Here is a 21514-nt window from a genome sequence, read left to right as displayed (position 1 = left end):
CAATGACACCAGTTCCGCTCAGCCGTCGTTCGGTCGTCCACTCCCTAGTGGGAGGTTCGCTGCTTCTTCCTGGCATTGTGGCGGAACTACTCGGGCAAGATCACAAGCCGGCAAGCGAAGCCGATCCGTTAGCGCCGCGATCGCCACATTTTGAGCCACGAGCGAAGCGGGTGATCTTTTTGAACATGAGCGGCGGGGTCTCGCACGTTGACTCTTTCGACTATAAGCCCAAACTGATTGCCGACCACAACCAATCGTTTCACGTACCCCAGAAGATGCTGGAGGCCTTCGCGCCGAATAATCGCGTCGTCGAAAAATATTTCAAACGGCCCCAGTGGGAGTTTAAGCAACGGGGCCAGTCGGGGCTCTGGATCAGTGAACTCTTTCCGCATATCGCCAGCTGTGCTGATGACCTCTGTTTGATTCGCTCAATGCGTAACGATCATCCCGATCACTTTCAGGCCACACTGGGCATTCACACGGGGTCCGTCACGTTTGCCCGGCCCAGCATTGGAGCTTGGGTCAGTCACGGGCTGGGGACGATCAATCAGAACTTGCCGTCGTTCGTAGTTCTGGCTCCGCATCTGCCTTACGCCGGTGGCCAGGTTTGGGCTTCCGATTTTCTGCCGGGCTGCCATCAAGGAACATTGGTAGCGCCAGGAGCAGAGCCGATTGCCAACATTAAGCGACGTCAGGCGGCCTCTGAATTGCAAGAGATGGAACTCGGTCTGGCGGAGGCGTTTAATCGCCGGCATCTCGCTCAGCGCACGACGGATAGCAATCTAGCAGCGCGAATCAAGTCGTTTGAAACGGCCTTCGGCATGCAGTCGGAAGCGCCGGAAGCGTTCGATCTGTCGCGCGAGACCGATGCCACCTTGCAGCTCTATGGCCTGCCGCGCGGCGGGACCAAGGGCTTCGCTTGGCAATGCCTGATGGCGCGACGCCTCGCCGAGCGCGGCGTGCGCTTTATTGAGTTGATCGATACCGGCGCGTCCAATAATTGGGACTCGCATGGCGATATGAACGCGCATGGTCCATTGGCGAAAAATGTCGACCAGCCCATTGCGGGCCTGCTGCGCGACTTGAAAGCGCGCGGCATGCTGGATGAAACGCTGGTGGTGTGGACGACCGAGTTCGGCCGCACGCCCTTCAACACCGGGAAGGATGCCAAGGGACGCGAGCATCATGCCGAGGTGTTTACATCGTGGCTCGCGGGTGGCGGTGTGAAGGGTGGCTTTAGCTACGGCGAAAGTGACGAGTACGGCTGCAGCGTGGGGGCCGATGAAGTGCACGTGCACGACTTCCACGCCACGATTTTGCACCTGCTTGGGCTCGATCACGAGAAGCTTACCTATCGACATGCTGGCCGGGACTTTCGGCTGACGGATGTCGCTGGCCGTGTGGTGAAACAGGTGATTGCGTAGCGCGAATTTATTAACTGCGAACCCACGCTGCACTCTTGCGCCGAGCACGGTAAACTGTTAGTCCGCCATTGAAGGCGACTATTTCAGATTCGCAACCTGCTCGCACGGAGATTTGCCATGATTGAGGCACTTGATCGCAGTTCCAGTCACGTACTCGGTTTCAAGTTGTCCGGCAAATTGCACGACGCCGATTATAAAACCTTTGTTCCGCAAGTGGATGCCGCCATTGCTTCGCAAAACAAGGTGCGGCTCCTGGCATGGTTTCACGATTTTTCCGGTTGGGATACACACGCGCTGTGGGACGACATCAAGTTCTCGACAACCCACTGCACCAAGATCGAACGAATCGCCCTGGTCGGCGAAAAAGATTGGGAAGCCTGGATGGCAAAGGTTTGCAAGCCATTCACGATGGCGCAAATCAAGTATTTCGACGCCAGTCAAATCGACGCTGCCTGGGCCTGGCTCGAAGATTAGGCAAATTGAGGCTCAGCCTGTTGCCCACCGCCCTCCCTCGATTTTTCGCACCTTTGAAAGCATCCATGAACACGAAGAAGCACGAGCATCAGCACGGCAGTTCTCACGAACACAAGCACCCCAAGAGCGGTTGGAAGCCCCATCGTGATTGGCGCGTGTGGATGGTGGCCGCGATGCTCGTCGCCATGGCGATTTACGTACTCACACTGGAAGAATCGCTCATTCCGTTTGGCGGCGGACCAGCCGAACCACCTGTTCCCGCAGCTCCAGCTCCTGCGCCGTAGTCTCTGCAGTGTTCAGTGGCCACGCGCTACTCAACCTTGGCCAAGCCGAGATTCAGGTCCAATTGCGAAGGACTTGTGCCACCCCCTGCTGAAAGTTCGCAGGCAGGTGACTCAGATGTGGCTGCGCGCAACCAAAAAAAGCCGCCGTAATAACTTACGGCGGCTTTGACGAGTACCCCCAAGGGGATTCGAACCCCTGTTACCGGACTGAGAACCCGGGGTCCTGGGCCACTAGACGATGGGGGCGTGCAGTGAGGAAGCGAGCGGGCCGAAGGGAAACGACGGTCTGCCTGCTAGGACTGCATCTAATCTTGCCATCGGAACGCTGGTTGTCAACACGGGCGGTGGGGGAAAGTGGTCGTAAGTGCCGCGTGACCGCAAAAGTGGGGTGTCCAACAAGGAGCGAGAAGTTGGACACGAAAGCGCGCCGATTCCGAGAGATATGCAAGGTGCTGTCCAACAATGGGGGTGATTGTTGGACAAGTTGGTGCGTTTCGGACCACGCGGCACGGCGAGTTACGTCAAGGACGAAAGCTTCGGCCGTGGCATAGGCTTCCAGCCTGTGAGGAAGTGAGAGAAGACTAAGACAGTCTGGACTAAGAACGGGGAAGACAGGCAGGATGCCTATCCCACATGGCCGAGTTCTTGCAGGCAGTGCTGCATGTATTCGAAACTCTCGCGGGCGAGGGTTTCGACGCCGGGTTCGTAGTCGAAAACTTCGACGCTGACCCAGCCGCGATAGTCGATCTCGGCCAGGGTCTTAAAGATGGGGAGGAAGTCGAGTTCGCCCATGCCGGGGCCCCGGCGGTTAGGGTCGTTGGCGTGAAAGTGTTCGAGCAACTGGCGGTTCTCACGCAGCAGTTCGGGGATTGACTTGGCTTCGGTCGACATGGCTTTGCAGTCGAGATGCAGCCGGCAATTCGGCGAACCGACGCGTTCGATCAGATCAACTCCCAGGGCCGCCGTATTGAGGAAGTTGCCTTCGACGGGACCGAGCGGTTCAATCGCGAAGGTGACGTTGCACTCTTCGAGCACCGGTATGGCCCGCTTCAAGCAGTCGGCGGCTAGGTCGAGCCCCTGATCGTGCGAAATGCCGGGGAGCAGGTTGCGCTGAAGCGGCGATCCGAGAACCATGACACGGCCGCCGAGGTCGCGGCAGAGGCGGGCCAATTCCGCCAGGTATTCGCTGGTCTTGATTCGCACTGCGTCGTCGGGCGTAGTGAGGTAGTAGCCATTCGTCTTGGCCAGCAGCCAATGGAGGCCAATGACCGTCAGTTCGGCATCTTCCGCCTGCCGCTTCACTTCGGCTCGCTTAGCTGGGCTGATGTCGAAAACATTCGTGGCGATAGTGAAGGGGGCGATCTCGATGCCGGTGTAGCCGACGTCGCGGGCGAAGGCAAAGGCTTTATCGAAGGGCCAGTCGAGGAACGTTTCGTTGCAGATTGCGAATTTCATCACGAAATCTCAGCTGCTTGGTAAGAGGAAGGCGTGCGTGTTGGGCTGGCTATCATACCGCACTGCGCGTGATCGCGGGACCACGCTTGTCGAGGGCCGCGGCGATGCGAGCCAGTTGCTCCGGTGTGATTTCGTCCTGCAAGGCAGCCGCCGATTCGAGAATCTGGTCCGGCCGTTTCGCTCCGCATAGGGCGGACGTGATGCCGGGCTGGGCGATGGTCCATTGCACGACCAACTGCGGCACAGTTTTCCCTGCATCGCGGGCGATCGCGTGCAAATCATCGAGAAGGTCCTGATTTCGTTGCCATTCTTGCCCCTGGAACATTGGATACTTTGCACGACCGTCGCCGGCCTCAAAGACGTGATCCCGCGCGAGTTTGCCGGCGAGCAGTCCCTTGAGAAGTGGCCAATAAATGCAGATGCCAATATTCTGTTCTCGGCAATAGGGGACGAGGTCGGCTTCGATCTGACGTTGTAGCATGTTGTACGCAGGCTGAACCGCGTCGACCGGACAAACGGCTTGAAAACGACGGAGTTGATCGACCGAGACGTTCGAGACGGCCGCTGCGCGAATCATGCCAGCGGCTTGCAGTTCCGCAATCCCAGCGGCGGATTCTTCAATGGGCAGGTTGGGATCGGGCGCATGCAAATAGTAGAGGTCGATCACATCGATCTTCAGCCGGCGGAGACTTTCGCGGCATTCTCGATGGAGCGTCGCGCGGCTGCCGTCAAATGCGCGGTCCCCGTTGGCATCCCAGTGAATGCCACCCTTGGTGGCGATCACCAACTTATCGCGATTGCCGGCAATTGTTTCGCCAATCAGCTTTTCGCTTTGACCATCGGTGCCATAGATATAAGCCGTATCGAGAAAGTTGATGCCGGCGTCGAGCGCGGCGTGAATCGTGGCACGACTATCGGCATCGTTTACTCCCAGGCTCGTCATGCCGGCAATGGGCCAGCAGCCAAGCGCGACCGGCGAAACGAGCAGGCCAGAGTTACCTAGGGGACGAAGCGGGGCGGGCATCGGGAAATCTCGCAGGTACAACTGGGCGGGGTGCCCGTACAATATAACGAAGTGACTTCAGGCAAGGAGATGGAAATGGCTTCGTCGTACATTATCGCCGCGCGTCGCACGCCGATCGGCAAGTTGCTTGGGCAACTCTCGAGCATTCCTGCGCCCAAGCTGGGAGCTGTCGCTTTGCAGGCGGCCATTGCCGACAGCGGCGTGGGATTGGACCAGATCGACGAAGTGATTCTGGGTAATGTCTTGCAAGCCGGTGTGGGCCAAGCTCCCGCGCGGCAAGCAGCGCTGGCGGCTGGCATTCCAGCAGCAGTGCCGGCAGTCACCATTAACAAAGTTTGCGGCAGCGGGCTGAAGGCGGTTATGCTGGCCGATCAGGCGATTCGTGTGGGCGATGCGCAGATCATTGCCGCAGGGGGCATGGAAAGCATGAGTCTCGCTCCTCACCTGCTGATGGGAGCGCGCGGCGGCTGGAAGTTTGGCAATCAAACCACGCTCGATGCAATGCTGCACGACGGGCTCTGGTGCGCAACCGAACAACGGGCGATGGGCTGCCTAGCCGATGATACTGCTACTGGCGCTTCGGTCTCGCGGGCCGCGCAAGATGCCTTCGCGCTGGCCAGCCAGCAGCGGGCGCTGAAGTCGCAAGAGGAAGGACTTTTTCGTGCGGAGATCGTCCCCATGACGGTCAAAGCGGGCAAGGTGGAGATTGTGGTCGACCGCGACGAAGGGCCGCGAGCTGGTGTCACTTTGTCGGACCTGACAAAGTTGCGCCCGTCGTTTGGAAATGAGGGATCGGCGACCGCCGGCAATGCTTCGCAAATCAGTGATGGTGCTGCAGCCCTGATGGTCGTGAGCGAAGCGATCGCAAAGGCTTCGACAAGTTCGCTCCGCGCGCGGATAGTCGCTACTGCGAGCACTGCCCGGGCACCGAAGGATCTGTTTCTCGCTCCCATTGCGGCGATCCGCAGTGTGCTTGAAAAAGCTCAGCTGACTCTGGCCGACATTGACCTAGTCGAACTAAACGAGGCCTTCGCTTCGCAGTGTCTGGCATGCCTGCAAGAGCTCAAGTTGTCGCCCGAGAAGACAAATGTGCGGGGCGGGGCGATAGCGCTCGGTCATCCGATTGGCTGCAGCGGCGCGAGGGCGCTGGTGACCTTATTACACGCGTTGCAACAACGGGGGGAGCGGCGCGGAATCGCGTCACTTTGTCTGGGTGGCGGCGGTGCGGTGGCGCTGCTGGTGGAATTGGAGAAATAGAACCGCATAGCTCTCGTTTCCTGGCGAATATTTTCGCTAGCTCGCGCGCCCGCAGGTTTTATCCAGCTTTGCCAGCCGGCAGAGTTTCGCTATGATATCGATGCGAAACTATGACGTTGCTGCCCTTTAAACGACGGACAGCGGTTGTCGTCGTTTCGCGTGTCTGTTCCGCCGATACTGAACATGCTTGCCGGGTTGTGCTTTCGTCGTTGGGTGCTGGCGCAGTCCGCTGATTCCCTCTCCCCTGTTGAGGGCCTCTCGCGAAGGAGTTTTCTTGTGGCGCGTACCGCCTTGCTGCACGGATTGTTAGCTGTTTTGTTCGTGGGATCTCTCGTGCGGGTGGCGCCAGCCGCTCAGCCCGTCGAGAGCATTTTGCCTGCGACAACCAAGTTGTTCATCGCCACGCTCGACGTGGACGAGACACGCAAAAAGTTTCAAGCGACACAGCTGGGCGCTCTCAGCCAAGATCCGCTGATGCAGCCGTTCATCGAAGATCTGAAAAAGCAGATCAGTCGCAAAATGAACGAAGCGGGCAACGGCATGGGCATCACCTGGGAAGACATGGAAGGTGTGTATGGTGGTGAAGTCGCCCTCGCACGCATCCAGCCCGATTTTAAGGATAAGAATTCGTATGCGATGGCCGTGATCATCGATATCACGGGCAAGCGGGCCCAAGCTGACACGCTTTTGGGCAAGATCGACATTCAGCAAAAGAAGGAAGGCGCCACCCGCCGCGAAGTGAAAATCGCCGACGGCCTGAACGGCGTCGAATATGTCCAAAAGGTCCGCGCTGGTGCGCCGCGCGTCGAAAAGGACTATTACTTCATCAAGGATAACTTCCTGGTCGCGACCGACTGGTATCCCATCGCTCAAGGTATGGCAGCCCGCATCGGTAACGAAGCGAATAAAGATAGCCTGGCCTCGATCAAGGCCTTTCAATACTCGATGGAACGGAACGCGGCAGTTGCCAAGCAAGATGGCCTGAACTACCACGTTCGCTGGTTCGTCGAGCCCTTCGGCTTCCTGGAAGCTTCGCGGGCCGCGAATCGCCGCGAAGCCAAGAAGGGGCCAGATCTGTTGAAGATTCTGCAGACGCAAGGATTCAACGCCATTCAGGGTGTCGGCGGCTACGTATTCTTCGACACGCCGGACGACGAACTGCTGCATCGCACATTTGCGTATGCTCCACCAATTCCCGGCGAAAAGGATAAGTACAAGCTGGCCGCCCGGATGCTGAAATTCCCCAATACGAAAACGCTCGTGCCGCAGACTTGGGTGAAGGATAGCGTCGGCACTTACTTGACGCTCAATTGGCACCTGCAAGATGCTTTCAAGTACTCGGAAACGCTGATTGACGCTGTCGCCGGCGAGCCAGGCGTGTTCGACGATCTGTGGGCGAGCATGAAGGACGATCCGCACGGCCCGAAGATCGACATCTACAAAGGCTTGGTCAACGAACTGGGTGAGCGGGTATCGATCATCTCCGATGTGCTACAGCCCGTGAATGAAAAGAGTGAACGGATGCTGGTGGCGATCGACGTTAAGAATGAAGCTACCGTGCGGGCCACGATCGATAAGTTCTTTAAGGGTGACCCTACTGCCCGCCGCCGCGAATTCGAAGGGCACGGGATTTGGGAAATCGAAAACGAACAGACCGCTGCTGCCGGTGGCCCGATGCTTTCGATCGAAGGGACAGAGACTGAATTCGTCGCTGCCGAAAAGGACGAAGAGGAAGAAGAACGGAAGCTGCCGAATATGGCAGTGACCGTGTACGGTGGACACCTGGTCATTGCGACCCACTACGACTACATCGTGGAACTCCTCAAGAATGTGAAAGACAAGAAGCCAGAGCTGACCACGCTCAAGGATTTCACCCGCGTCGAAACCGCGCTGAATCGCCTGGGCCAAGGAAACGACAGCTTTCGTTACTTTGCGAAGACTGAGGAATCGTATCGGGCTACGTATGAAATGCTGAAGCAGAACAAGCTGCCGCAGACTGAATCGATGTTTGCCCGCCTGCTGAACGCCATCCTCGATTCGAATTCGGAAGACGGCAACCGTGAAAACGAAATCGACGGCAGCAAGCTGCCCGATTACGCGCAGATTGTAAAGTACCTCGGCCCCACCGGCCTGTTCGTGCAGTCCGAAGAACAAGGCTGGTGGATCGTCGGCAGCCTGCTGACTCGCGACCCAGTTGCGACTGGCAAGTAACGAATGCGGTGAATCTTCATCAACAAGCAACTGGCCCGTAGCGAACTGCTGCGGGCCTTTTTTGTTGGTTTTGCTACCGGCGAGCCCCTTGCCTGCTGTTGGGGACTGGTTTGCAAACGTGCCTTCCGATCGCAAGTGTTATGTGTAGTTGTGTAGTAACCATTCACACTTTTTCAACTGATCTTGGTGGGTTTGGGGTGGGTGGGTTAGCTTGTGGCCATCATGGCTGAATAAGCAGAAGTATCTGTCTGTTCGAAGTGTCTCGAACTGGAGTTACGGATTGCGGCGTTGGAAGCCAAGTTGGCAGCGGCTTTGAAGTCGTCTGCCAATTCCTCGAAGCCTCCGTCGTCGGATATTGTCAAGCCGCCGGCCGCGCGTCGCAAGGCGGAGGGGAAGCGGAAACGCGGGGCGCAGCCGGGGCATTCGAAGCACGAGCGGCAGGCGTTTGCTCCCGACCAGATTGAGGTGACGACCGACCATCGCTTGGAACACTGCCCCGACTGCGGCGGCCAATTGGAACTGCTGGATGAACCGGCCCGCGTGGTCCAGCAGGTGGAGTTGGTCGCGCAGCCGATCACCGTTACCGAGCATCGCAGCCGTGTCTGCCGCTGCGGAGCATGCCAGAAAGAATTCACCGCGAAGCTCCCGCGTGCGGTGCGTCAGGCGGGCTTGGTGGGGCCCGAACTATCGGCGCTGATCGGTTATCTCAAAGGTGCCTGCCACTGTTCCTTTTCGACGATCTAGCGGTTCCTCAAAGACGTCTGCGGCCTTTCGCTCAGCTGCGGGCAACTCCGCAAAGTGTGCGGCAAAGTAACGACCAGCTTGGATCCGATGTATGCCGAACTGCTCGCTCAGTTGCCGCAGCAAGACCGCCTCAACGTCGACGAGACGGGACACAAAGATAACGGCAAAGGGATGTGGACGTGGTGTTTCCGCGCTCCCCTCTTTACGCTCTTCAAGATCGATCCGTCACGCGGCAGCGAGGTGCTGGTCGCCACGCGGAGCCTGGAGTTCGACGGCGTGCTGGCTGCGATCCGCGAATTGTTCGCCATCATTCATCGGCGCGAAGAATATGGCAGCGAACAGGAATTTCACGGCGCGCTCGAGGATCAAGGCTTTGAAGTTTGGACGCAGGCGACGTTCCGCACACCGGCCACGAACAACCTCGCCGAACAAGCCATTCGCTTCGTGGTCCTTGTCCGCAAAGTAACCCAGGGAACCCGCAGTCTCGCCGGCCGCCAATGGTCCGAAAGCATCTGGACCGCCATCGTCACTTGCACCCAACACGGCCGCAGCGTCTTCGACTTTCTCAGTCAAACGGTCGGCGCCTTCTTCAGCGACACCCCGCCGCCAACCAATTGAACCGCAAGACCTCAACACGCCAATGCTAAGGCAACGGTAAAAAGGTGTGAACGGTTACCCAACATCCAATCACGCCTAGACCATTTTGCGTCGTACTTTTGCGCCTTCTCCTAAGAAGAATTTCACAGTTGAGACGACAATGAAGCACGATTGGTTTTTACTCATGGAAAAGGCGTTGTTACCGTCCGAACCTGGCAGAGTCGATACTGCTGGGCTTGGAATCAGCCGAAGTCGGCAGCACGGTGACCAGTTCCAAGTCCATCGTGCTGGCGGTCTTGCCGTCCGCTGTCAGGACGTGCAGCGTCGCCTTGCTGGCCTTCGTCATGCCAAGGTTTGGCAGTCTGCAAACTACGGTGTTGTTCTTCCATTCCGTGATCGTGGCTGGCAAAGCGATTTCGCCGATTTGCAATACCACTTGGCCTTCTTTGTTCGACAGATCCTTGCAGTTCAAGGTCACGGTAGCTCCCACTGGAATCTGCGGCAGGGCGACTTTCTTGCTGGCGACTGCGGTCGGTGCGATTTCGTTAGCAGGAAGGGCTGATACGGGGGCATCGCTGGGGGGTTTCTTGGTTTCCGACGGCAAACCCGTTGGCTGGGCGGTAGCGGTGTTTTGCCCGTTATGCGCATTGGTTGGCACCCAAGCTTCCTCGCTGAGGCTCTGCGTTTTGCTCTCCGGTGCTTTGTTGCTAATCGAGATATCGGTACTCGGGGTGTTCGTCTTGGTGCTTGAGTTCAACACCGGCGGCTTGGTACCGCTATTGTCATTGGTGCCGCTGGTTCGCACGACCGGAGGAGCTACCGCAGCCTTAGTTTCGGGTGTGGCACCGCGCGCGACCCCAGCATTGCCGCCACTGCGATTCCCAATCGCGTTGCCTTGCCGTGCGCGTGGAATCAGGCCTCCCCCGAGTCGAATCCCACCACCGCGACCACCAATATGGGCTTCGGCGGAACCCACCGTACCAATGATATTTAAGGCTACTGCGATTGCCGTCGCGAACTGAAACTGGCGAAACATACGAACGCCCTTCGAATGAGAATTCGAGAACAATTGCCCTGCTTAGCGTAGGACAGCTGGTAATGTTACGTCTGATCTCTCGAAGTGGCTAGTATTCTCTTCAAATTGACCGTTACTCGGAACACCGCCGACCAACCCGGCAAGGCAGGCGATCAGCAAAGACGGGGAAGCCCAGCATGATCAGGAAAGGTCGGCAGTGTGAAAGGGCGTGTTTCCAGCACAAGAGTTATTCAGCAAGCTACGAAAAGTGATGGACTTCCGACTGCATTGCCGAATTGCCGAATTGTGACAACGTTCGAGTCATTTTGGTCCCACGAGCACGAGGCTACTCCAAAAAAACGGGTGCTTCCATTGCTCTTGTTTGCGGACTTGCTTCTTTGCGTTGTGCAGGGCCGATGCGTAATTGCGGGCCGTCGGATCTTTGCCAGCAAGAGTCAGGTAGCCGGCGAAGTAGCTGACGAGCGTCGCGCCGGCTGCATCGTCGACGACCCAGTTGCTGGCTACTACGCGGCGACTGCCGGCAACCAGAAAGCCACGCGACAAAGCCCAGACCCCTTCGCCCTGCTGCTGGGGACCATAGTTCGTCTCACACGCGCTCAAGATCGCCAGCTCGCAGCCATCGAGATTGAGCTCGTAGATTTCCGACATGGACAAATAGCCGTCATCGCGCGGATCGCCCGCTCGGCCAGGTGCAATCGCGAGGGCACCGAAGAAGTTGCCATAGTTTTGATCGGCCATGCCGTGACAGGCTAGGTGAATGATCTGCCGGCCGGGTGCATGTTGGCGAATAGCCGCTTCGGTGGCCGCAGGTCCAGTAACTTTGACGGTCGTGAAGCCGATCTTCTCGAAATTCTGTTGCACCCAGTTCGATTCCTTGCCCGTGTAAGGCAACCGCGTCAGCCCTGCGCGGAAACGATCAATGGAGCGACTCAAACCGAGCTGTCGATCGACTGCGTCGGTCGTGGTGCTGGCCGGTGCATAGTTCGGATCGCCGAGCGTCAGCAGCTTTTGCGCTGCGGCAGCATCGCTCGGTGCGCGACCAGCAAGGTTCAGCAGGACCGAGGCCGACGGTGCGTAAGCGATCGGTGGACCAACGTCGAGCAGATACTCAGGATTGTCTATGTCGTCATTAACGACGAGCGTTTCAAACGGCAGCAAAGCCAGCGGACCGTCGGGAATGATGGTCAGCAGTTTCAACTTGCCGCTGATGAGGGCATCTTGTTCGGCCTGCGGAATCAACAGCTTCCACAGCAGGGAGAGTCGCTTGCTTTGGTCTTCATCGTGGCGTTTGTGCGAGGACATGATCGTCAGCAACCCGGTCTGCTTATCCTGCAGAATCTGGTTGAGCACTCCCACTGTCAGCGGACCGGCAGCAACTCCCAGCTGAGCGGCGGTCGTTTCGTCGATCACCAAGGGAGCAAACTCCGCCGAAGTTTTTCGCACCGCCACGACATATGATTCAAACTTGTCGATGTAGTAAGTCAAGTGAAGTTCGTCGTCCCCCATCAGTTGCTGAACTTGCGGAATCGTGGCCGCGTTCGACTTCTGGCCGATCAATTCGCGATAGACGGGGCTGGCCGAGCGCAAATCTGTCAGGTACTGATAGAGTTCGTCGCGGGCGGCCAGAACCTCGCCGGCAAGATTCTTGTGTTGCGTAATGAGTTCTGCTGAAGGCTTCGGGCCGGGAGCGGGCAATTCGTTGAGGCGATTCTCTGCAGCCATCACTGCTTGCCGCAACTGATTTTCGTTGTGCTTGAGTTCATCTCGTACCGCATCGGATAAACCCGCGAGCAGATCGATGTTCTTCAGCTTCAGCTCATCCAGAAACGAGCGGGCCTTGGCTCGTTCGATCATCGTAAACAGCTTGGCGACGTCTTTGAGTTCGGCTTGCCATTTGACCGCAGTCGCATAGCTGGCGTTCGTGCCGAGAAACATCTCCGCTCGTTCACGTTCCGCGCCAGAGGCAAAAGTGCGCAGCAACTCGGTTTGTTCCAGGCACAGGTCAAGCGCAGTGACTGCTTCTGCTTGCTGACCGGAAAGCCACAAGGCGACCGCCCGCGTGCCGAGCAGGTTTTGCACTTTCTGCGACGGCAGCGGGCTGAGCTGGTGAATCGCGGTCAGTCGATCCAAGATTCGCAGCGTTTCTGCATGGTCGTCCTGAAAGATTTTGAGATGCGCGTACTGCAGGAGACTGTCAGCAAGTCTGGCGCTCTCTGGTCCATATATCTTGATTTCAAAGTCCAGGCTGTTTTTCAAGATTGGCTCGGCCTCGCTGTATTTCTCTTGCAGCCAGAGCGTTTTGACCAACTCTTGATTGGCCAAGGTCGTGCGCGGATTGTCGGTCCCTAATTCGGCAGCCAACTTGGCAACGGCCTGCCGCGCGAGGGGCTCGGCCTCGGCGGAGCGATCCTGATGGTTCAGCAACTGCGCCATGCGGAGCTGGACTTTCGTCACTTCCACATGATCTTTGCCCACGCTCAGGTCATAGGCGGCGAGTTCCGCGCGGCAGTACATTTCAGCTTCTTGCCACCGGCCCTGCACGGCATAAAGTTGCACAAAAGAATCCAGGATGACGGCAGTATCCAAGTGATGCATACCGTTTTCTGCGACCCGCAGGCGGAGCGCGCGGCGAAACCTGGTCTCGGCCAGATCGTATCGATCTTGCTGCATGGCGACATGACCGCCGATATGAATCGCGTCGCACAAGTTGCGAGTCGCCGAGCCGATGCTGGTTTCGGCGCGAGCCAGTGGTTCGAGAATCGCGGTCGCTTCAGCGCTCAATTGCGCTGCCTTGTCCAGATCGCCGAGTAGGCGATGCGTATCGGCAAAGGACGTCTTCGCTCGGGCTAAATGCGATTGAGCCTCGGGATGCTGAACCTGACTCCAGAAACGGATGGCCGCCTCGTGGTAGGGAATCGTATCGGCAGTTCGACCGAGACGTTCCAGGCAAACGCCAATGGTCCGCAGGGAATCGCCGTAGCATAAGACCGCCATTTGTCGTTCGGTCTCGTTTTGCGGCGTGAAGTCCTTCAGCTGTTCGAGCGTTTGCTGCCACAATTCCACCGCCTCGCGATAACGCCCCTCGTAGCCGCGGGCCTCAGCAAGTAACAACGTCCCTTTGAACTGGTCGCGTTTCGGAAAGCGGCGGCGGACGATGTCGCGTGTCTCCTCTGCAGCCCGCGCGGCTTCGGCTACGCGGCCCGCCACTCGCAGTTTCATATACTGCGACGCGCTGGCTGCGAACTGCTCCAAGTCATCCTGGGTCTGAGCGAAGGTTGAGGCACTGCTCAGGTTCAGGATTAGCAATCCGGCCAGCGTATGCAAAGCAATGCGAATTAACATTCCTGGCTACTCCTGAAGCGCGTCGCGCGGCCGGGGCGGTTCGTTATTTATACTTTCACGCAGCCGCATCTGCCCGCACAATTTAGTTCTTTGCAAAAACATGTTTGCTCACTACCAACAGCTGCAACCAACCCGCGACATACAACGGTTGACCGGAGAGTGGCTCGGCGATAGTTAGACATCGCGAGACACTTCGCGTCGGTTACCAACTGCTTTTGATTCCTTTCGGCGACCATATCTGCTATCGGACCAACGTCGTTCGTCGCGCTCCACAGCAAGATCAGGCTGCCGCTTTCGATCTTCAGAGGTAAGCCGGCCAGCTGGGAGTGACTTTCCTGGCGTAAAGCAGGTCGATTCCAATGGTGGCAGGCGGACCTCAGTCAGACTTCTAATTTGCGGGTAAAGGTTGCCGGCATCAAACAAAGACCGACTTCAGAAACAGTAACGATGAGATTTCGTTCTGTGACAGTGCGCCGGACGATCATAGAAGGGCGAGTCGCCTGCTGGCAAATCGCACCGCCGCGGCACTCCACACGCGAGAAATAAACAGCGTCATTGCGTCGCCCCAATCAATATCTGGTGAAAGTGCTGGCTACACTTCACACCCAGAGGGACTGCGGGGGCAAAAAGGCTAGCCGCGTACCCGACCACATCGCGCCGAACAGTGCCACATACAGAATGCTGCGGCTGGTCAATGGCGAAAGATCTTCATTTTGCTACCAGATCCTGCCCGGGTGGCCGCGTTCGGCAGGCTATGGCCCAAATTCTTCAGCCGACCGGCTTCTCCCTGCAAGAACTCGAAACTGGCTTCCGGGGTTTGCTCCCTTTACGTTCGTATCGTCTTTAGCAAAGCCGTAGAACTGCTCCAGGCGATCATTCCCGAGACGGGACTGCGGATCGATGCACCGGTACCCAGCCATCGTCTTTGTAGAGGAAAATAAGATCTTCTAAAGGACGCAACATGCTTCGGCTAGACACACGAATGGCACGTAGTTCATCCGGAAGTGCTTCGTTAGAAATGAGATAGGCCAAGGGGTCCTTGATTACGTAGAGAGTTTGTAATTCAGACTTATCATGGCAAGGAGGCATCCAATGCGGTATTTCCATCAAGGAAGGTTTCGGCAACAGGTAAAACACTTGCAGCATCAGTTCCTACAGGATGGCAATCTCCCTTTCAGCGACATCCTCTCCACGGAGTTGATCAAGCAAGCGTTGACAACGTTAAAGATTGGTTGGATCGATTGCGTCTTTACGCCGCTCGTCACGCTGTGTGTATTTCTGGGCCAGGTGCTGAGGGCTGATCACTCGTGTCGCGCAGCTGTGGCGCGCCTGATTGCGCGTCGTGTTGCGCGAAAGGAACGTGCGTGCTCTCCAGAAACCAGCGCCTATTGCCAAGCCCGCAAGCGATTGCCGGAGAAGTTCTTCTCACAGCTTGCGAAGTAAACGGGACAGCAACTCGATACGAACGCAGAATCACGTTGGTTGTGGAAAAATAGACGCGTTTACATCTTCGACGGTGCGACGGTTTCGATGCCGGACACGCTTGAGAATCAACAAGCCTATCCGCAGCCGCCACAGCAGAGGCCGGGTCTGAGAGTTCCCTTGATGCGCATCGCAGTCGTCTTCTCACTGGCTTGCGGCGCCGTGCTCGACGTGGGCACCTGTCGATACGCTGGGAAAGGGCAGAGTGAGTTAGGTTTGCTGCGTCAAATGTGGTCGGTCTTTCAGCCAAGAAGCATCATGCTGGCCGATCGGCTGATATGCGCTTGGACGGAACTGGTGATGCTCAAGCAGCGCAACGTCGATTGCGTCTGTCGGTTCACCTCACATCGCAAGACCGATTTTCGTCGTGGACAGCGTCTCGGAAACGATGATCACATCGTGACCTGGAATAAACCGATGAAGCCACGAACCATTGATCGAAAGACCTACGACACTCTTCCCGATTCGCTGACAATTCGCGAGTGTCGCATACAGTTGTCGCAGCCTGGCTTTCGGGTGCGAGTCCTCGTGATTGCCACAACGCTTCTGGACCACATTGCTTACCCGCCGTCCGAGTTGGCGGAACTGTATCGCGCGAGATGGAACGCGGAGCTCGCTCTGAAGTCGCTGAAGCAAACCATGCAGATGGACGTGCTGCGCTGCAAAACGCCCGAGCTGGTCCGGAAGGAATTGTGGACGCACATTCTCGCCTACAACCTGATTCGTACCATCCTGGCCCAGGCGGCGCAGAAACATCAGCTCGAACCGCGTTCGCTCAGCTTCAAAGGTGCCATTCAAACCTTGGAAGCATTTCAACCGGTGATCGCTCTACAAGGCGAACAAAACACCGCGCACCGCCTGAGCTTGTACCACGAACTACTTGACGCCATCGCCGTTCACTGCGTCGCCGATCGACCGGATCGCTACGAACCCCGCCTCAAAAAGAGGCACGCCAAAAACTTCGCCTACCTGCGAAAACCGCGCGCAGATCAAACGTGAAATGGCTCAAGGGCTTACCAAGTTTTAAGTGCCATTCGTGTGTCGGACCGAAGCGAATTAAGTGGCAAACGGGACAAGCAATTGCCTCGGTCCGGGCCAGTCATCGTCCGTCTTTCAGTCCACGTTAGGGTGAAGAATCTGACCGTGTGCAACGCAAGATTATTGTTCTGATCTGCGGGGGTAGTTCCGGCATCTCGACGGTACGCATTGCACTGCCGCGGGCACCGAACCCGACAACGAGAGCGATCTCGATAATAACCCGGTCAGAAATCGCCAATTCGCGTTTTGCGCGCTCCACTCTGACGTGGCAGATCTTGTCGATAAACCGCTTCGACAGTTGATGAACAGAATGCAAACCATTGACAAGTGCATGCAGTTCATGTAACATCCATCCGGGTTAATGCGACCATGGAATAGAAACATGAATACCGCCGCGGCGAGCGAAGATCGGTGCACTCTGGAAGCGAGCGATGAATCGCTGGCAGACATGGTGTATCAGCGCGTGTTGGAAGGCATTCTCACGGGCAAGTATCCGCAGGATGCCGTGCTCAGTGAACTAGGTGTCGCTCGCGAGTTGAAGGTAAGCCGGACGCCGGTCCATGACGCTCTGCGTCAGTTGGCCAAGGATGGGCTCGTCGTTCGCCAGCGGAACTGCCGGGCCCGGGTGGCTGGACTGACCAGCGACGATGTGTATGAAGTCTTCGAAATGCGTAAGCTGCTCGAAGGCCCCGCGGCAGAGCTAGCCGCAGCGAGGATGGATGCCCGGCAGTTGTTGCCGCTGCAAGATTTTGCCAGGGAATTGCAGCAGTCTCCGAGGGGCGAGGCGTGGACGGCTCGCTGGGCGGAGTTCGATGACGTCTTTCATTCGACCATTGCGACGGCTAGCGGCAATCGGCGGCTCGCTCACGATATTCATCGTTATCGCCTGCTGCACAAAGGCTTCAACCGCATGGCGACGGAGCCGGAGGGGCTGCAGCAGGCGCTGGAGGAGCATCTGAACATTCTGTCTGCGCTCGAAGCCCGCGACGGCCGGCTCGCGCAAGAGCGAATGATCGCCCACATTGGGGCTTGGCAGGTGCACTTCATTAAGCACCTGCCACATGGGAGCTCATCCTCTGTGGGTGCACCGCGACGGGCAGAGAGGAGCAAACGATGAATACGTTCTGCAAAGCGATCGATCACGCTTTCTCACGGCGCGTGCTGCTGCAAGGAGCAGTTACCGCGAGCGCCTGCTTTGGCGGTTTTGGCCGGTTGTTTGCCGCGGACCAGGCGGCGGCCGCTCAGCGGGCTAGCAAGAAGGTTGTGCTCATCTTCATGAGCGGCGGGCCGAGCCAATTTGAAACGTGGGATCCCAAGCCAGGTATGCCGACGGGTGGACCGCATTGTTCGATTCCAACTTCGCTGCCCGGCATTCATTTTGATGAGTTTCTGCCGAACCTGGCTCGGCTGGCGAACCGGATGATCACGATTCGCAGCATGACGAGCAACAATGCCGACCACGATCAGGCCGGCTACATTTCGCAAACGAGCTATAATCCGAGTTCGATCACCGCGCCGGCGCCGCATTGGCTTTCGGTCTGCGCGCACGAGCAACCATCGCCCGATCCGATGGTGCCGTCATACGTCATGCTGGGACGCGACAACTTCGGCAAACTCCATGTGCCGGGCGCGGGATATCTCGGAGCTGGTTTGCAGGGCCTTAACTGTCCGGGCAATGGTAATGGCCCGCAGGATCTGCCGGCGGCAAGCGCGGAAGCAATCGCCACTTACGAGCGGCGGGAAAAGCTGCGAGCGGCCGCAGGACGGGAGTTTGCCGCCGGCCGCGATGCGGAGCTAATTGCCCAGCATGAAAGCTCATTCGCCCAGGTCGGCCGGCTGCTGAAGAACCAGGGCTTATTCGCGCTCGATCGCGAGCCAGCGAAGTACCTGGAGCGCTACGGCGATTCGGCCCTCGGTCGCGACTGCCTGCTCGCTCGCCGCTTGCTGGAGCGGGGCGTGCCCTTTGTGCGCGTGCAGCATCAGTCGGGCCTCGCCTGGGACAAGCATCGGCGGGCGTTTCAAAGCCAGCGGTGGATCAACGCCGAGTTCGATACCGCGGTCGGCGCGCTCATTGACGACATCCGTGACCGCGGCCTGTGGCAGGACACGCTCGTCGTGCTCATGGGCGAGTTCGGCCGAACTCCCGATTTGCAAGGTCAAGGCTCGCCGGGGCGTAACCACTGGACGAAGTGCTGGTCTCTCTCGTTTGGCGGCTGTGGATTGAAGGAAGGCCTGATGATCGGCAAAACGAACGACAAAGGCACCGAACTAACCGACCGGCCGGTCACCATTCACGATCTGTTCTGCACGTTTTATCAAGCGCTTGGTATTGAGCCGCACAAGGAACTGACGTTTGAAGAGCGTCCGATTCCTTTCGTGGAAGACAAGTTGGGCAAAGCAGTGCGCGAAGTTTTTTAGGCAAACACCATGGCCGACTCTTTGCAAATCAAGAAAGTGGAGAAGGCGTTTTACGCCGACGATGGCGCCAAGCGCGGTCCACTGACGATGGCCCGTCTGCGGTTCCATCCGCGCGAGCAGAAAGTGTTCGCTCAAACCGCGGATCGGCGTCTCGCGCTGTTCGACTTGACTGCCGAAGCGAGTCAGAAAGGCAAAGGGGGTTCGCAATTCGTCCCTTGCACGTGGATCTGTCCTCACGAAATCGGTTGGATCCGAAGCTTCGCGGTGCATCCCCAAGGAAACATAGTCGCAACCGGCGGCTCCGATCGGACGCTTCGATTGTGGAACTGGGAAGAAGGCAAAACGAGCGACAATCCCCTCCTGCAAACCAATGCGCATGACGGCTGGGTGGAGGCGATTGCTTATTCTGCAGATGGCGACAAGCTCGTGACCGCCAGCTCTGATGGACTCGTGAAGATCTGGCAATCCAGCGACTTGAAATTGCTGCATACGCTGCGCGGCCACAAGCATGCCATCTTCGATCTGGCTTTCACAAAATCCGGCGAGCAGATCATCAGCGGCGGTGAGGACGGGCAGTGCAAGGTGTGGGACGTTGCTCGTGGCGAGCTGCAGCGCGAGTGGACTTTCGGCAATTCCAACGATCAGTTCGGGCAGAACCCGCGGCACAGCGGCGTGCATCGCTTGTCGCTGAGTCATGACCAACGCTGGCTGGCGGTAGCGGGTGGCGAGCAGGTCGATTTGTTCGAAGTCGCCGAGGGACGGTTGCTCGCCAGCGAAAAAGGCGGAATGGACACAGCCTTCCATCCGAAGTTGCCGCTGCTCGTGACGGGCGAGATTGAGTTCAAGCTATGGCAATACGACGAAGCCGCACTCGTCAAAGCCATCGCGGCCAAACCAGACAAGAATAACAAAGCAAAAGGCATCCCCGGCAAGTTGCTGAGCAGCATCAAGCGGGGCGATTTTTCCCTGGGCCTCGATTTCTCTGCCGACGGCCGGCAATTGGTTCTTGGCAAAGCGGATGGCAACGTGGAACTTCATGAATTGACATAAGGGCGGTCGCGGTGCAGGAAAGAGTCACTATTTACGGAATGATGCTGCTTGCTGTTGTGAGTTGCGGCGTGGCGGTTTGCGCAGCTGAACCCGCAGTTGTGGGGTCAATCAGCGCGAGCATTGACCGTGAAATCGCAACGGCACTGAAGTCACGAGCTCTAGAGCCCGCGCCCCGGGCAACCGATGGCGAACTTGTCCGACGCATCTATCTCGATCTCCTCGGTCGCATTCCTACTCCGACCGAGATCGACGCATTCCATGAGCTCCCAGGCAGTGACCGCAGCCATGGGCTCATCGACGCACTGCTCGCGCATGAAGAATTCCCTGTCTACTGGCGAGGAGTCTTCGACGATTGGCTGAACGGCGGTGCCTTGGAACGCGATTTTGGCCGCGAAGGCTTTCTGCAGTTCTTGCAAACGGCGCTGACTGAAAATCGCCCGTGGAACGAGATCGCGCGGCAGCTGCTCGCTCCGGATGTCACTCGCGAAGAGGAGCGAGGCTCCGCGTATTTTCTCGCACTGCGCTTGAGAGGGGATGGTGGCGAGCGGCTCGACAACATGACGATGGCAGTTGCTACCGGATTGTTCGGTCTACAGCTGCAGTGTGCTAAGTGCCACGATCATCCATTCGTCGATGAGTTGAAGCAGGATCATTACTACGGCTTGGCTGCCTTTTTCGGCCGCACTCAGGAGGCAAAGTATAGGGAATTTCCGTTGGTGAAAGAGCGGGCCGAGGGAGAGGTCTCGTTCACGACGAAGTCAAAGGAAGAAAAGTCGGCACGGCTGTTGTTCCTGGATAATCACGAAATTGCCGAACCAGAGCGCCCCACGGACAAGAACGCTTGGTACGTCAAAGGATCCGACGGCCTGCCGGATGCGCCCTATTTCAGCCGGCGGCAAGCCTTGGCGGAGTATGCCCTCAGGGCGGACTCGGCATACTTCAAGCGGGCGCTCGTGAACCGCGTGTGGAAGCAGTTACTCGGTCGTGGTCTGGTCGAACCCGTAGATCAAATGCACACTGCGAACCCGGCGACGCATCCCGCCGTCCTCGATCTGTTGGCAGACGACTTTGCCGCCAGTGGGTTTGACATCCGCCGGCTAATGGCCGCCATCTTGCATAGCGAAACTTATTTGCGATCGACTCGCTGGGAGACCAGCGGGGAGCTACCTCGCGCGGGGTTGTATGCCGTCGGCGTTCTCAAGCCGCTGTCACCGGAGCAACTGGTATTGAGTATGCATCAAGCCAGCGGCAGTCTCGAACCGCTACGAGCCAAGGTCGCGCGCGAGCTAAAGGATCAGACTCCCCTCGCGATTGCAGTCCGAATGCAGCTCGGCCGGGATCGCGATTGGCAGGACTTTGCCCAGCGGTTCCGTAACCAGAGCGAGGGCTTTGAGGCAACCGCCGCGCAGGCATTGTTCCTTTCCTACCACTCACTGGCGAGCAAACCTCTGCAGCCCAGGCAAGGCAACCTGGTCGAGAGACTGATCAAACAAAAGGACGACGAAGCCGCCGTCCGCGAGGCTTACCGCAACATCCTCTGCCGGGCTCCCACGGAGCAGGAACTACTCTCTGCTACTGATTTCCTCAAAGACTCCAGTACCAAGCGCGAGACGCTCGCCTGGGACCTGGCGTGGGCGCTGCTGTGCAGCGCTGAGTTTCGGTTTAACTACTGATTTTT

At 57.8% G+C, this 21514-nt stretch carries 14 protein-coding genes, 1 tRNA gene and 3 pseudogenes; 13 read left to right on the top strand and 5 right to left on the bottom strand.

Going from position 1 to position 21514, the window contains the following annotated elements; all coding sequences use genetic code 11:
- Positions 1–2: 2 nt before the first annotated feature.
- From ETAA8_RS22160 to ETAA8_RS22150, 3 genes are all read left to right on the top strand, one after another.
- The gene (locus ETAA8_RS22160; protein ID WP_145093456.1) at positions 3–1424 is read left to right on the top strand and encodes a DUF1501 domain-containing protein; all 1422 of its coding nucleotides are present in this window, start codon (positions 3–5) and stop codon (positions 1422–1424) included.
- Positions 1425–1541: 117 nt separating this feature from the next.
- Positions 1542–1898 carry a SpoIIAA family protein gene (locus ETAA8_RS22155; RefSeq protein WP_145093452.1) on the top strand — a complete coding sequence of 119 codons (357 nt, stop codon included), beginning with the start codon at positions 1542–1544 and terminating at the stop codon, positions 1896–1898.
- A 65-nt stretch (positions 1899–1963) separates the two neighbouring features.
- Entirely contained in the window at positions 1964–2182 is a 219-nt protein-coding gene (locus ETAA8_RS22150; RefSeq protein WP_145093449.1) for a hypothetical protein, read from the top strand.
- A gap of 173 nt (positions 2183–2355) precedes the next feature.
- On the opposite strand, the gene ETAA8_RS22145 is transcribed toward ETAA8_RS22150, so the two are convergent.
- From ETAA8_RS22145 to ETAA8_RS22135, 3 genes are all read right to left on the bottom strand, one after another.
- Positions 2356–2428: transfer RNA gene (locus tag ETAA8_RS22145), tRNA-Glu, on the bottom strand.
- A gap of 378 nt (positions 2429–2806) precedes the next feature.
- Entirely contained in the window at positions 2807–3637 is an 831-nt protein-coding gene (locus ETAA8_RS22140; protein ID WP_145093446.1) for a sugar phosphate isomerase/epimerase family protein, read from the bottom strand.
- A 52-nt stretch (positions 3638–3689) separates the two neighbouring features.
- Positions 3690–4661: an aldo/keto reductase gene (locus ETAA8_RS22135; protein ID WP_145093443.1), complete on the bottom strand. Its 972-nt coding sequence runs from the start codon at positions 4659–4661 to the stop codon at positions 3690–3692.
- A gap of 75 nt (positions 4662–4736) precedes the next feature.
- On the opposite strand from ETAA8_RS22135, the gene ETAA8_RS22130 reads away from it, so the two are divergent.
- The 4 genes and pseudogenes from ETAA8_RS22130 to ETAA8_RS35975 all read left to right on the top strand — a co-directional run.
- Positions 4737–5918: an acetyl-CoA C-acyltransferase gene (locus tag ETAA8_RS22130; protein ID WP_145093440.1), complete on the top strand. Its 1182-nt coding sequence runs from the start codon at positions 4737–4739 to the stop codon at positions 5916–5918.
- A 276-nt stretch (positions 5919–6194) separates the two neighbouring features.
- The gene (locus ETAA8_RS22125; RefSeq protein WP_145093437.1) at positions 6195–8129 is read left to right on the top strand and encodes a hypothetical protein; all 1935 of its coding nucleotides are present in this window, start codon (positions 6195–6197) and stop codon (positions 8127–8129) included.
- A gap of 261 nt (positions 8130–8390) precedes the next feature.
- Positions 8391–8873 (top strand): annotated as a pseudogene (locus ETAA8_RS22120) (DUF6444 domain-containing protein); the annotation flags it as partial.
- A 21-nt stretch (positions 8874–8894) separates the two neighbouring features.
- Positions 8895–9491: pseudogene (locus ETAA8_RS35975) on the top strand (IS66 family transposase); the annotation flags it as partial.
- 178 nt (positions 9492–9669) lie between these two features.
- Here ETAA8_RS35975 and ETAA8_RS22110 read toward each other — a convergent pair.
- Positions 9670–10506, bottom strand: a complete 837-nt coding sequence (locus ETAA8_RS22110; protein ID WP_145093428.1) for a hypothetical protein — start codon at positions 10504–10506, stop codon at positions 9670–9672.
- 300 nt (positions 10507–10806) lie between these two features.
- The gene (locus ETAA8_RS22105; RefSeq protein WP_145093425.1) at positions 10807–13848 is read right to left on the bottom strand and encodes a CHAT domain-containing tetratricopeptide repeat protein; all 3042 of its coding nucleotides are present in this window, start codon (positions 13846–13848) and stop codon (positions 10807–10809) included.
- Positions 13849–14940: 1092 nt separating this feature from the next.
- On the opposite strand from ETAA8_RS22105, the gene ETAA8_RS22100 reads away from it, so the two are divergent.
- The 6 genes and pseudogenes from ETAA8_RS22100 (at position 14941) to ETAA8_RS22075 (ending at position 21509) form a co-directional block, all read left to right on the top strand.
- A complete protein-coding gene (locus ETAA8_RS22100) occupies positions 14941–15291 on the top strand; it encodes a hypothetical protein (protein WP_145093422.1) in 351 nt (116 codons plus the stop codon).
- A gap of 18 nt (positions 15292–15309) precedes the next feature.
- A pseudogene (locus ETAA8_RS22095) lies at positions 15310–16329 on the top strand (IS4 family transposase); the annotation flags it as partial.
- Between the two features lie 421 nt (positions 16330–16750).
- The gene (locus ETAA8_RS22090) at positions 16751–17485 is read left to right on the top strand and encodes a GntR family transcriptional regulator (protein WP_202921183.1); all 735 of its coding nucleotides are present in this window, start codon (positions 16751–16753) and stop codon (positions 17483–17485) included.
- Entirely contained in the window at positions 17482–18786 is a 1305-nt protein-coding gene (locus ETAA8_RS22085; RefSeq protein WP_145093413.1) for a DUF1501 domain-containing protein, read from the top strand. Before ETAA8_RS22090 ends, ETAA8_RS22085 begins: the two co-directional genes overlap by 4 nt.
- Positions 18787–18795: 9 nt before the next feature.
- Positions 18796–19836, top strand: a complete 1041-nt coding sequence (locus tag ETAA8_RS22080; RefSeq protein WP_145093410.1) for a WD40 repeat domain-containing protein — start codon at positions 18796–18798, stop codon at positions 19834–19836.
- Between the two features lie 38 nt (positions 19837–19874).
- The gene (locus ETAA8_RS22075; protein ID WP_145093407.1) at positions 19875–21509 is read left to right on the top strand and encodes a DUF1549 domain-containing protein; all 1635 of its coding nucleotides are present in this window, start codon (positions 19875–19877) and stop codon (positions 21507–21509) included.
- The last annotated feature ends 5 nt before the right edge of the window (positions 21510–21514 follow it).

Origin of the sequence: Anatilimnocola aggregata (assembly GCF_007747655.1) — a bacterium.
Taxonomy (GTDB): Bacteria; Planctomycetota; Planctomycetia; order Pirellulales; family Pirellulaceae; genus Anatilimnocola; species Anatilimnocola aggregata.
This window is presented reverse-complemented; position numbering and strand designations above follow the sequence as displayed.